Annotated in this window: 11 protein-coding genes; 4 read left to right on the top strand and 7 right to left on the bottom strand. The window is 28.6% G+C overall.

Annotation, left to right across the window (positions count from 1 at the left end; all coding sequences use genetic code 4):
• Positions 1–65: 65 nt before the first annotated feature.
• Positions 66–911: a class II fructose-bisphosphate aldolase gene (locus ESOMN_RS00055; protein ID WP_024863634.1), complete on the top strand. Its 846-nt coding sequence runs from the start codon at positions 66–68 to the stop codon at positions 909–911.
• A 54-nt stretch (positions 912–965) separates the two neighbouring features.
• Here the strand turns inward: ESOMN_RS00055 and gyrA are convergent, their stop codons facing one another.
• The 3 genes from gyrA to gyrB are packed head-to-tail and all read right to left on the bottom strand — an operon-like array spanning position 966 to position 5,988.
• Positions 966–3,452, bottom strand: a complete 2,487-nt coding sequence (gene gyrA, locus ESOMN_RS00050) for a DNA gyrase subunit A (RefSeq protein ID WP_024863633.1) — start codon at positions 3,450–3,452, stop codon at positions 966–968.
• 34 nt (positions 3,453–3,486) lie between these two features.
• Positions 3,487–4,059: a nucleoside 2-deoxyribosyltransferase gene (locus ESOMN_RS00045; RefSeq protein WP_034942411.1), complete on the bottom strand. Its 573-nt coding sequence runs from the start codon at positions 4,057–4,059 to the stop codon at positions 3,487–3,489.
• 24 nt (positions 4,060–4,083) lie between these two features.
• On the bottom strand, positions 4,084–5,988 hold the full coding sequence (gene gyrB / locus ESOMN_RS00040) for a DNA topoisomerase (ATP-hydrolyzing) subunit B (protein ID WP_024863632.1): 1,905 nt from the start codon (positions 5,986–5,988) through the stop codon (positions 4,084–4,086).
• A 271-nt stretch (positions 5,989–6,259) separates the two neighbouring features.
• Between gyrB and ESOMN_RS00035 the strand changes: the two genes are divergently transcribed.
• On the top strand, positions 6,260–7,630 hold the full coding sequence (locus ESOMN_RS00035) for an alanine--tRNA ligase-related protein (RefSeq protein ID WP_024863631.1): 1,371 nt from the start codon (positions 6,260–6,262) through the stop codon (positions 7,628–7,630).
• 10 nt (positions 7,631–7,640) lie between these two features.
• On the opposite strand, the gene rsmA is transcribed toward ESOMN_RS00035, so the two are convergent.
• Positions 7,641–8,447, bottom strand: a complete 807-nt coding sequence (gene rsmA, locus ESOMN_RS00030; RefSeq protein WP_034942407.1) for a 16S rRNA (adenine(1518)-N(6)/adenine(1519)-N(6))-dimethyltransferase RsmA — start codon at positions 8,445–8,447, stop codon at positions 7,641–7,643.
• Between the two features lie 2 nt (positions 8,448–8,449).
• Positions 8,450–8,980: a ribonuclease M5 gene (gene rnmV, locus ESOMN_RS00025; protein ID WP_024863629.1), complete on the bottom strand. Its 531-nt coding sequence runs from the start codon at positions 8,978–8,980 to the stop codon at positions 8,450–8,452.
• Positions 8,981–9,046: 66 nt separating this feature from the next.
• Between rnmV and ESOMN_RS00020 the strand changes: the two genes are divergently transcribed.
• Both ESOMN_RS00020 and ESOMN_RS00015 read left to right on the top strand, forming a co-directional pair.
• Positions 9,047–10,006 (top strand): rod shape-determining protein, encoded by a 960-nt coding sequence (locus tag ESOMN_RS00020; RefSeq protein WP_024863628.1) that lies wholly within the window; start codon positions 9,047–9,049, stop codon positions 10,004–10,006.
• A gap of 31 nt (positions 10,007–10,037) precedes the next feature.
• The gene (locus ESOMN_RS00015; RefSeq protein WP_024863627.1) at positions 10,038–10,607 is read left to right on the top strand and encodes a hypothetical protein; all 570 of its coding nucleotides are present in this window, start codon (positions 10,038–10,040) and stop codon (positions 10,605–10,607) included.
• Between the two features lie 49 nt (positions 10,608–10,656).
• Here ESOMN_RS00015 and dnaN read toward each other — a convergent pair whose 3' ends face one another.
• Both dnaN and dnaA read right to left on the bottom strand, forming a co-directional pair.
• Positions 10,657–11,781 carry a DNA polymerase III subunit beta gene (dnaN, locus tag ESOMN_RS00010; RefSeq protein WP_024863626.1) on the bottom strand — a complete coding sequence of 375 codons (1,125 nt, stop codon included), beginning with the start codon at positions 11,779–11,781 and terminating at the stop codon, positions 10,657–10,659.
• A 220-nt stretch (positions 11,782–12,001) separates the two neighbouring features.
• On the bottom strand, positions 12,002–13,327 hold the full coding sequence (gene dnaA / locus ESOMN_RS00005; RefSeq protein ID WP_024863625.1) for a chromosomal replication initiator protein DnaA: 1,326 nt from the start codon (positions 13,325–13,327) through the stop codon (positions 12,002–12,004).

Genomic DNA, 13,327 nt, shown 5'->3' with positions numbered 1-13,327 from the left:
AAAAAAGTTTAAATTTGTTTAAATTTGTTTATAATTTAATTATATGTTAATTTTGAGGAGAAAATATGAAAATAAGTTTGAAGGCAGAATTGCTAAAAGCACGAAAAGGTGGTTATGCAATACCTGCATTTAATTTTGACAATTTAGAAATGATGAAGGGAATTATTGAGGCAGCCGAAGAAACGAAATCACCAGTTATATTAATGGTTACCGAAAGTGCTGCTAAGTACATGGGTCTTGATTATGTTTTTTCATTTGCAATTACAGCAGTACAAAAAGCAACAGTTCCTGTTATTTTGCACTGAGATCATGGCTTCGATATAAATTTAATCAAAAAAGCTATTGATGCAGGCTTTTCAAGTGTTATGTTGGATTCTTCTTTAAAAAATTTTAATCAAAATGTTGCAGAAACAATTGAAGTTGTCAAATATGCTCATGCTAATGGTGTAGAAGTTGAATCAGAAATAGGCCATATTGGGGGTAAGGAAGATGATCGCTCAAGTAATGCGAACGGTTTTACCGATATCAATGAAGCAATTGAATTTAATAAATTAACAGGCGTAGATGCTTTAGCAATTGCTGCAGGAACATCTCATGGATTGTTTAAGTCTCCTCCTAAATTACAATTAGATTTAATAAAGGAAATAGTTGAAAAAATAGAAACCCCAATTGTTTTACATGGTTCAAGCGGTGTACCATTAGAAGATTTGAAAGAAGCAATTAATTTAGGTATAACAAAAATAAATATTGGAACAGATTTAAAAATAGCTGCTGCAAATGGAATTAAACTATGGTTCTTAGAAAATCCGGATGGCTTTGATGCTAGAAAATATGGAAGATCATCAATAGATTATGTTAAAGCAGAAGCTATTAAAAAAATAATAGCTTTCAAATCAAATAATAAAGGTTAACATATTGAAAAAAAATAAATCTTACACTTTTGTTTAATAGTGTAAGATTTATTTTTAATCTTCTTCAAAATCTTGGTGTTCTTCACCATGTTTACGATATTCTAATGTAACTGCGTTGATTTCGTTATCAATACTTAATCTAATTCCACGAACCCCTGCAGCAGATCTTCCTAGAGTTGGGATATCTGATACTTTGGTTTTGATTAGGTTACCATCACTTGAAATGATTGCAATTAAATCGGTTTCTCTAGCAGCAAGGATAGCTTTAAAAGCTCCAGTTTTTTCATTTAAGTTCATAACCTTAATTCCTTTACCGTTTCTTCCTGAGATACGGTATTCTTGAATGCGAGTTTTCTTAAAGTTACCTTTAGCAGATAATGTCGTCACAGCTTCAACTCCAAATGAAGAAACAGCGCCAACTACAACATCATTAGCATCGATTTTAATTCCTTTAACCCCGCTTGCAGTACGTGATAATGGACGAACTATTTTTTCATCAATACGGATAACTTTTCCTGATTTATTAGCAATGAAAATTGTGTCTTCTCCTGTTGTTGGCATTACTGTCACTAATTCATCATTTTCTTTTAAATTAATAGCAATTTTACCGTTTTGATTAATGCTATCAAATAAAGTAATATCAGTTCTTTTAATCATTCCATTAGCTGTAATGAAAGTTAAATATTTAAATTTACCTTTAGTATTTCGTAATGGCAAGATTGCAGTGATTTTATCTTCTTTAGTTAAACCATTTAAAAAGTTGATAATTGGCAATCCACGAGTTGTTCTTGAATATTGTCTAATGTTGTATGCCTTGGTTCTAAAGACTTTACCAGAATTAGTAAAGAATAAAACTCAATCACGCATTTTTCCCATTGTAGCAATTGCGATTGGATCATCGTTATTTGAGTTAACAGAAACTCCACGACCCCCACGTTTTTGGATTCTAAATTCTTCTGGATCAACACGACGAATATAGCCTTGTTCTGATAAAAATATCATAGTTTTTACATCAGGAATTAATTCTTCATCTTCAATGTTCATCACTGATTCACTAATTGTTTCAGTACGACGATTATCACCAAATTTATTAGCAATATCTTCTAGCTGGTTTTTTAAAACTTTGTTTTGTTCGTCTTGACTAGAAATTAATATATTTAAGTATTCAACACGTTGAGCAATTTGGTTTAATTCTTCAGCGATTTTGTCACGTTCAAGACCAACCAATCTTTGAAGACGCATATCTAAAATTGCTTTATTTTGTTCCTCATCAAAATTAAATGCTTTAGTTAATAATTCTTTTGCTTCTTCACTAGTTTTTGAATTTCTAATAATTGAAACGATTTGATCAATGTTATCTAAAGCCGTATGTAAAGCTCTTAAAATATGAGCGCGTTTTTCTAATTTAGTTTTTTCAAAAACAGAACGTTTAATAATTACATTAATTTGAAAATCAACATAATTTTTAATAATTGATTTTAAATCAAGTAACACAGGAATGTTATTATGTAGTGATAAAAGATTAATTGAAAAACTTGATTGTAAAGCTGTATATTTGTAAAGTTTCGACAACACAACATCAGGATTAGCATCTCGTTTTAAATCAACAACAATTCTGATTCCTTCATAATTTGATTCATCACGAATATCAGAAATTCCATCGATTGCTTTATCTTTTACTAATTCAGCAATTTTTTCAATAATTTTAGCTTTGTTAGTTTGGTAAGGGATTTCATGAACAATTAATCTTGAATGTTTATTGTTTTCTTCGATTTCAATTTTGGCACGAATAATAACTCCACCACGACCGGTTTTGTAACCTTCACGCATTCTTTGACCATTCGTCATTAAAGCCCCTGTTGGAAAATCTGGACCTGAAATATGATTATCTAAAATTTCATCAATTGTAATTTCGTTATTTGCAATGTAAGCATTAATTGCAGAAACAACCTCTCTTAAATTGTGAGGTGGAATTGATGTTGCCATCCCGACTGCAATCCCCATCGCTCCATTAGCTAATAAGTTTGGAAAATAACCAGTTAAATATGCTGGTTCAATTTCACTAGCATCATAATTGTCAACAAAGGGAACGGTGTTCATATCGATGTCTTTAATAATGTAATTTGAAACCTTAGACAAACGCGCTTCTGTATAACGCATAGCCGCTGCTCCATCACCATCGATTGAACCAAAGTTACCATGGCCGTCAACTAATGGATAACGATAAGAAAAGTCTTGAGCCATGCGTACCATCGATTCATAAACAGCACTATCACCATGAGGGTGGTACTTCCCGATTACTTCCCCAACAATACGAGCTGATTTTTTGTGAGCTTTATCAGCAGTAATTCCTAGATCATTCATTGCATAAATAATACGACGGTGAACCGGTTTTAATCCATCTTTCAAATCTGGTAAAGCACGCGAAACAATAACACTCATGGCATATTCTAAGAAGTCTTTACGTACCTCTGTAGAAATGTCCATCTTGTTAATTTTTCCATGATTAAAATTTAAATTTTCATTTTTGTTATCACTCATTTTTTACACCTGCGTTCTATGCTATTGATAAAAATTATTTAAATCCGTGGTACAGTGATTCTTCGTGGTAAATTTCTTTGATATCAAATCTTTGTCTAAAGTTTTTTGTATCACCAGTTTCAATTGCTTGAATTGCTTCACGAGCAGTTTTATGAGAATCACAAACAATAAGTTGTGGAACTTCACCTTTGTTTAAATGTTTAGAATAAAATGAACCCGAAATCATTTCGTTTAATCCGAAACCAGGAATTTCACCTTTTAAAATTCCTTGTTTAAAACGGAAATCTGAAATAATTGCAAACAAATGTTTTTGTGGATTATGTCTTGCTTGTTCTCATAACAAACCAAATTCCATATGTGTTCCTGAATCTCAACCATCAATCTCAAAAATTACATAATCTGCATTAGTTAATTCAGCATAATCTAAATCAAATATTTGTTCATTAGTTGGTCTATCTGATTGGTTAGTATCAAAATCAACAGGGTTCCCGACAATCATGTTTGGAAACATTTCTTTTAATGCTGCCCCTTCAATTTTTCTAGTATTTCATTGAGCCTCTGTAAACATACTTCCGGCATTATAAATCATTTTTTTACCATTTTTCATTTTTATTAAAACCTTTCTTAATTCTTAAAAATCTATATTTTCAACAAATTCAGCGTTTTCTTGGATGTATTCACGACGCAGTTCAGGATCTTCTCCCATTAAGTCAGAAAACACTTCATTTGCAACCGCAGCATCTTCTAATGTGATCTGCAACATGGTTCTTCTTTCGGGATCCATTGTTGTTTCTCACAATTGCATTGGATCCATTTCTCCAAGTCCTTTGTAACGTTGAATTGTAAAACGAGAACCACTAAAATCCCCTAATTTTAATTCTTCTAGTTCTGCATCGGAATAAGCATAAGCAACTTTTTTACCAGCCTCAATTTTAAATAAAGGTGGTTGAGCAATAAAGATATTTCCGTTTCTTACCAAGTCTTTCATATAACGATAGAAGAAAGTTAGTAATAAGGTTCTAATGTGTGCACCATCGACGTCCGCATCAGTCATAATAACGATTTTTCCGTAACGAATTTTTGATAAATCTAAATCTTCTTTGATTCCAGTTCCAATCGCTGTAACAATTGATTTAATTTCGTTATTTGTAAAAGCTCTTGCTTCTTGAACTCTTTCAACGTTTAGCACTTTACCTCTTAATGGTAATATTGCTTGATGTTTGCGGTTTCGACCAGTTTTAGCACTTCCCCCAGCAGAATCTCCTTCGACTAAATAAAGTTCAGCAATTGTAGGATCTTTAGTTTCACAATCAGCTAATTTACCAGGAAGAGAAAATGTATCTAAAGCACCTTTTCTTCTTGTTTCTTCACGAGCTCTTTGTGCTGCGATTCTTGCTTTTTGAGCATTTGTGTTTTTATCTAAAATTGCTTTGGCATCATCTGGTGATTTTAATAAGAATTCTTCAAATGCATCACCAACAATTGTATCAACTGCTTTTTTAGCATCAGGATTTGCAAGTTTAGTTTTGGTTTGGCCTTCAAATTGAGGATCTGTATGGCGAATTGATAAAATACAAATAACACCTTCTTTAACGTCATCTCAACTAAATTTTTGTGGTTGCTTGTTTGCTTTGACAACTTTTTCAGCATAGCGATTAATAACTCTTGTTAGTGATTGACGTAAACCATCTTCATGTGTTCCGCCTTCATGAGTATTAATGTTATTTACAAATGTTATTAAGTTTTCGTTGTAATCGGCATTATATTGTAAAGCAACCTCAACCTCGATATCTTCAAATTTTCCATCAGTATAAAACACATTAGGATTAATTTTAGTTTTAGTTTCATTTTCTTCGCGAACATAATCTAAAATTCCGTTTGGGAAATGAAAGTTAACCGCTTTATCAATTCTTTCATCGACTAAATTTAATTTAATTCCTTTATTTAGATAAGCTAATTGTTTAACTTTGTTTTTAATTGTAATGTAATCAAAATTAACAGATTCTTGAAATATTTCTGGGTCAGGTTTAAAACGAACAGTTGTTCCTGTTCTTGATGAATCACTAAGAATTTCAAGTTCACTCTGAATAGTTCCTCCATTACTAAATAACTGATGAAATTTCTTTCCATCACGTTCAACAATTACATCAACATATAAAGATAGTGCATTAACAACACTAGCACCAACTCCATGTAAACCTCCAGAAATTTTATATGAGTCTGAGTCAAATTTTCCCCCAGCATGTAGTTGAGTAAAAACTAATTCTAAAGCTGATTTACCAGAATCTTTTTGGATTCCAACAGGAATTCCACGTCCATCATCTTGAACAATTATTTCTCCATCTTTTGTAATTGAAACTTTGATTTCATGAGCTGCCCCTGCCATCGCTTCATCGATTGAGTTGTCTAAAATTTCTCAAACTAAATGATGAAGTCCTGATTTAGAAGTTGAGCCAATATACATTCCTGGGCGTTTTCTAACCGCTTCTAATCCTTTAAGGACTTTAATCGAATCTGATCCATATTGTTCTGACATTTTTAATACCCTTACTTCTTTCGTAATAACTATGATAATTATATCTTATTTTGCTTAAAAAAGGTTTTAAGACCCTTTCACAAAGAATTCTATCAAAATCCATAATTTATAGTGCTTTTTAAAAGAAATTTATCTTTACGCCTTTATTTTGTTAATTTTATTAGTTTTGCTAATTTTTTGCTTTATTTAAATTCAAAAACACTTCATTTGTTGTTTTGAATTTAAAAAAGAAATAAAATAACTACAATACAAAATATTAAGGAGAAAAAATATGATAGATAATTTTTCAAAATTTGAAAGTTTTTCATTTCCTAAAACAGAATTTGTCGGATATGAAAATTTATCAGCAATCGGGACTATTCAAGCTTTATTTGATGAAAAATTAAATGAAGTCGACAAATTAACAGGTAAAGGTTTTGTTATTTTAAATAAAACAGCTCTTTTTGCAATGAGCGGTGGACAAGTGAGTGATAAAGGAGCAATTAAATTTAAAGGAAAAAACATTGAATTTAATGATGTTAGAAAAGATATAGTTTATGGATATTACATTCACGAAATTAACACAAACGATTTAACAATTGCTGTTGGTGATGAATTAGAAACAATTGTTGATGAAGTAGCGAGATATCGTACATCAATTCATCACTCTGCTATTCATGTTACTTGACAATCAATTATCAACGCTGTTGGACATTACGTTTTAGAAATTGGTTCAAAACTTGACGATGTTAAATACCAATTACAATTTGCTTATGATGATTACATAACTGCTGAATTAGTTAAAAATGTTACCGAAAAAGTTAATAACATCATTATTCCTACAAACATTAAATCTAATATTTTTGAAATTACTCCTCAAGAAGCTGAAGAGAAAAAATACATTTATGAATTTACGAAAATTGGTGACGGTGAATTAGTAAGAATGGTTGAATTTCCAGGTATAGTAATCGAACCATGTAGTGGTACTCACATTAAATCAACTGGAGAAATTAAAAAGATTTGATTTTTAGATTTTGACAGAAATCAAAAACGTGTCTTAATTGATATGACGGCTCGTGAAGAATATGCTCAAAAACATTTTGAAGAAAAATTAACTAAGGTTGTTAATGATATGGAAAGAATTTACAAATCCGCTGTCGAAGATGGTTTTGAAAAAGATTTATCAAAATTAATCCAAGAAGCTCGTAAATTAGAAAAAGAATGAGTTTACCAATCAATTAAAAGAGTTAATGAACTTTCTCAAGAATTAATCGGAGCTGTAAACATTTTTAAAAAAGAATATGAAAAAATATTAGTTGATAAATTTATTAAAGAAGAATTAAAAGAATATTTTGCAAACGATTTATTTGTTGTTTACTTAACTGAAAACAAGAATTACACAAACAAAATTTTATTAAACAAAGCAACAGTTTTAGCAAATGAAAATCATGGTAAGGTTTTTGTTTTCATTAATCAAAATGAAGATGGAATTAATACTGTCTTTATTCGTAACAAGGATATGGATTATGATCTTAAAAAAATTGCTAGCGAACTTGGAGAATCAACTTCATTAAGAGGTGGAGGAACTAATTCAATGGTGCAATTAATTTCTACAGACAAAAAAGATCAAAAGAAAATTATTGAATATATAAAACAAAAATAAGGGCGAACCCTTATTTTTGTTTATTGTTATAAATTTCAATAAATCCTGCAAGCGAAATAACTTCCGGTCTCAAATTATTTTGAATATTAGCTTTTGTCAAAATTTCAGCAGCAAAAGTTTTATCACCGGTTATACTTGTTAAATTATTTAAAATTGTTTTGCGGCGATTATTAAATAATTTTCTAACAAATTCAACAAATTTTTTATCACTATCAACTTTTGTTAAATTTTCATTTTTAAAAGTTAAAGAAATAATTGCGGAATCAACTTTAGGGATTGGTCTAAACATCGCTTTTTTAACTGTAAATTCATATTTTTTATCTGCATAAAATTCAGCAGCAACAGATAAATTATTATAATTATTTTCACCTTTTTTAGCACAAACTCTAGTAGCTACTTCTTTTTGCATCATAAAAACTGCTTTAGTTAATTCCTTAGATAAATTTAATGTTTTAAACAAAATTTCACCAGTAATGTAATATGGCATATTAGAAATTAATGCAACTTTTTGCTTTGGGTAAATTTTGTTTTCTTCAATTATTTTATTAAAGTCAATTTCAAGAACATCACCAAGAATAAATTTAAAATTATCATTAGTTATTTTTGCTTTCAAAATTTTTTCCATATCTTTATCAATTTCAATAGCAACAACCCTTTCAAATCTGTTTACTAATTTTTGAGTCAATGCTCCTGTTCCTGGTCCGATTTCAATAATCAACATATCTTTATCAAAACCAAGTGTATCAACAATTTTGTTAATTAAATTTTCATCACTGATAAAATTTTGACCGAAATGTTTTTTTGCTCTAATTTCCATTTTTAATCTCCTAAAATATTTTGAATTTGCTTAATTGTTAATTGAGTTAAATTGATTCATTTAAATAAAGTTTTTGAACTAATTTTTTCATCTCAACCAAAGTGATTGCAAATTTTAATTCTGTTTGCTTTTAAATAAAAATCATTTTCTAAGTATTGGTTTCATGTAATTGTTTCTAAGTTGTTGCTGTTAAAAGTTATTAAATTATCTAAAGCATTTTTAATATCTTCTGGATTAGCCTCAGCTATTCCGATTTTTTTATTATTTTTATTAATTGCAGATTTTTCAACAAAAGCATTTTTGGTTTTACCACCAACATAATTATTTATTTTTTCTCGAATTTTTTTACCAGGACCATCAGGATCTGTAAAAATAATTATCCCTTGATTTTCGTTTATTTTTTTTATTAAACTAAGTGTCTTATCATTTAATGCTAATCCATGGGTTTCGATGGTTTTAATTTCTTCACCAAAAATTTTTTTTAATTTCTGAGTATCAGTTTTACCCTCAACAATTATGACTTCTTTTATCATGGAATCACTTCTTTTCTAATTTAAAATGTTAAATTAATATTATAGGAATCTTTAGAGGAATGTTATATGTCAAAAAGAATTGGTATTGTTTTTGGTGGTGAATTAATCAAAATAACTTCAAAAGAAAACGGAATTCTTTACAATGATTTTTCTTTGGTTTGCTGAGACAAGAAAACTAGAGAGATATTGGCAATTGGAGCTGATGCTAAAAAATTAATTAATAAAATTGAAGCACCATTAATTGTTTTTAACCCAATTATGGATGGAGAAATTCAAGATACAGCCATTTTTAAATTAATGATGAATGAAATCTTAAAACCTTTAGAGGATTATTTAAAAGATGCTGAAATTTTTGTTAGTTATAATCCTGACGAAAACAATTACAATAATGAATTTATTTTAAATCTTCTTGATGAATACAAACCCGATAAAGTATATTTTGAAAATCGTTTGATTTTAGCAGCTATTGGAGCAGGGGCAAACATCAAAGACGAATATGGATATTTAGTGTTGGATATTTCTTACTCTAAAGCATATATTGGTGTTATTGTTGATGAAAAAATTATTTCATGAAGTGTTTCTAATTTAGCAGAAAGAGACATAAACAAACAAATTGAACTTTATTTTAAGAACAAAATTGCGTTAATTATAGACAATGAATCTGTGCAAAGAATTAAATTTAGCATTGGGAGTTTGATTAAATTAAGAGATGACTTATCAATTTCTATAAGTGGTAGGGACATGACCACTGGGGAAATTAAAAAAATTACAGTTTCTGATTCTGATTTTAAAAAGGTTTTTACAAATTTATTTGCTTCTTATAAAACAATGATTACACATACTCTTGAAAAATGTTCGATACAAACAAGAACAGGAATTGTTAAAAATGGTTTGATTGTAACTGGTGATTTAGCGAAAATTCTTGGTGTTAAATCTTTTTTTGAAGACTTCTTTAACTTTCCGGCAAGAGTTTCCAAAGCTGCGGGTAATTCAATCATTGAAGGTACAATAAAAATTAAAAAATAGGTTCAATATTTATGCGAAAGGCTTGTTAGGTATGGAAATTAAAAAAATATATTTTTTATCAGGATTAAGTGAATGTGGTAAATCTTGTGCTGGAGAAATCGCAAAATTTAATGGTATCTTCAGATTAAAAATTATTTATTTCGAAAAAATGATAATTCAAAATAAAGGTATGAGTATGAATTCTGAAAGTAAAGAAAAAAGTTTAAATATGTTTTACAAAAATACCGAAGAAGCTTTTAAAGAATTTCGTGATTATATTTATCAATTTATGTTGATAAATAAATGTGATGCGATTTCCCTAGAATCGCTTTATAGATCAGAATTAGCAAAGTCGTTTATTGGTGATGAAAGATTTAAAACTGAAGTTATCTACATTGAAGTAGATTTAGAAAAAAGAGCCGAAAGAGAATTTTTAAAAGAATCAAAAAATAATCCTAAATTAACTTTTGATGATATTAAAAAACAAATCGAACAAAAAGATAAATTCAAAATAAATAATGGTGTTTTAAAAGTTAAAGATGTATCAACAAAAATCGTCAACAACAATGGAACCTTAAAACAATTTAAAGAAAAAATATTAAAAATATATAACGATAAATAAAAAATCTTTTAGCTTTTGAAAATGCCTAAAGATTTTTTATTAATAGTTTTTAACCTAAAAATGTTGGTAACACAACTTGTTTTAAGTTATCTTCATTCTTTTTATTTATTACAACAGCTTTTGCAGAGTTTACGAATTTCAATTCGATTTCTTCGCCTTCAAAAGTTTTAATTGCTTCTTGTAAAAATTTAGAATTAAAATTGATCATTAAATCTCCATCTCCTTGAATTGAAAATTCTTTAAACTCTTCTTCAAAATTACCGATTTCAGCAACGTTGGTTCTGACAAATAAAATTTCTTTTGTTAACTTCAAATTAATTGTTGCAGCTAATCCGTCATCGCTTGGTAGATCTGCTCTGCTCAATGTTTTTAAAAATTTTCTAGAATCTACTGTGATTGTGTTTGTAAATTCCTTCGGGAAAACCCCTTCAACTTTTGGATATTGTCCATCAATTAAATTTGATTGAAAAATCGAATTATCTATTATAAATGATGCATAACCTTCACTTGCAACTAATTCAATGTTTTTAGCGCCTTCGATAAATTTAGGTAATTCAATTATTGTTTTATAAGGAATTATTATATTTATATCTTCAACATTTTGATTTTGTAAATATATTTTCTTATAACTAATTCTGTGCATATCCGTTGTAGAAATAATTAAATTGTTTTCTTCTGTTTTAAAATTAGCACCAGTTAAAGCGATTTTTTTGTTTCATTCATAAATCGAAATTGTTGTTTGATTTAAAGCTTGTTTTAAACTTTTTGGATCAATATTTATTTTTACACCTTTTTCTCTAAAACCGATTAAAGGATATTCTTCAGAATCTAAAATATTAATATTAAATTCAATATTTTTTGTACTAATTCTTAATTCATTGTTTTCAATAGATGTAAGATCTATAAAATCGTCTTCAATTTTTCTTAACATATCAAGAATGTGTTTAGATTTTATTAATATTCTTCCTATTTCTTTTATTTCTAAATCAGAATTTTGTTGATTTAGAACAGATTTATAAGAAAGTGTTCCGCTAGATGAAATAATCGTCATTTTATCTACGTCAACTTCAATTAATATCCCACCCAATAAAGGAACAACACTTCTCACATCAATTATTTTATTAGCTTTACTTAATTCTTCTAAAAATATACTTCTGTTTATCGATAATTGCATTTAGTGTACCTCAGTTATTATTAATATTATCTTATAAAATAACAACAATTACTATTGAATGATGTTTCAAAAAAATGATTATTATTTATTTATATCTATTTATCATTATTATTACATTGTTAAAATGTTTATAAATTCTTTATAAACAGATAAATTAAGCGTTTTTATATAAAAAATAAAAAAATAACACACAACAATCAACATAAAAACCTCGTTAATTTTATTTGCTCAAGATTTTTGATTTTAATATTTCTATAATTTTCTTAAACTCTTTGTTTTTAGCGATTTCTGCTTGAATTTTTTTAAGTGCTGAAATTACTGTAGAGTGATCTTTACCACCGAACTCTGTCCCGATTTGCGCTAAACTATGATCCAAAATATCTTTTGTTAAGTACATTGCAACATGTCTTGCGTTAACAATGTTTTGAACTCTAGCTTTACCTTCCATCAACTTAATTGAAATACCATATTTTTCAGCAACAGCCTCTTTAATTTTTTTTACATTTAATATTCCTAAATTTGATGTCGGAATGTCTTTAAACAATTCTGTAACAACACTCATATCAACGATTTTACCTGTGTTATTAGTCATGATTCAAAAATTAATTTTAGCAATTGAACCCTTTATTTTTCTAACATCATTTGCAAAATATTTAGAAATATATTCTTTTGCATCATCGGCTATTTTATCTTTTAGATTATTTTCTTCTAATTCAACCTCCACTATTGATAATGCTGTTAAAAAATCTAAAGCATTCAGTGGTGCGGTTAATCCAAGGTTGAATCTTGTTATCAATCTTGCATCAAACCCGTTTAATTGATCTGGTACTTTATCAGAAGAAAACACCAATTGTTTTCCGTTTTCGATATAGTGATTAAAAATAGTGAATAAAAATTCATTAGTTTTTTCTTTTTTTGCTAAAAATTGCACATCATCTATTAATAAAATATCTGCTTCAGTGTATTTTCTTTTAAAGTTTTCGATTTTTTCATGTCCTTCTCTAATTACATCAACAACTTGTCTACCAAAATCATCAGAATTTACATAAATACAATTTAAATCGCTGTTTTTTCCTTTCAGTTCATGTTTTATAGCCTTTAAAAGGTGAGTTTTCCCCAGTCCAGAATCACCATAAATAAATAACGGATTAAACATTCCGGGGGCTTTTACGACGGTTTTAGCCGCTGTAAAAGCTTGAGTGTTGCTATCACCTTGAACAAAAGTTTCAAAACTAAATTTATAGTCTGTATTTTCTTTATTTTTCTTCGCTTGTAAAATTTTTGTTTCTTTTTTGTATTCTTCAACTGATAATGTTGTTAATAAGACATTTTGACCTATCAAACTCTTTATTTTCTTGTTAATAATAGGTAAAAAAGGATCCACCATTTTAGCTCCAAAAGTGCTTTTAACAACGATATAATAATCGTTTTCCTTGTTTTCTACAAATTTTGCAGTCGCCAAAAAGTCGTTATAAATTTGTTGATCAATTTCATCAGAAGAAGACAGTCAATTTTGTAAATCTTTTATCATTGTCGAACCATCCAT

It is taken from the genome of Williamsoniiplasma somnilux (genome assembly GCF_002804005.1).
In the GTDB taxonomy this organism is placed as follows: Bacteria; Bacillota_I; Bacilli_A; order Mycoplasmatales; family Mycoplasmataceae; genus Williamsoniiplasma; species Williamsoniiplasma somnilux.
This window is presented reverse-complemented; position numbering and strand designations above follow the sequence as displayed.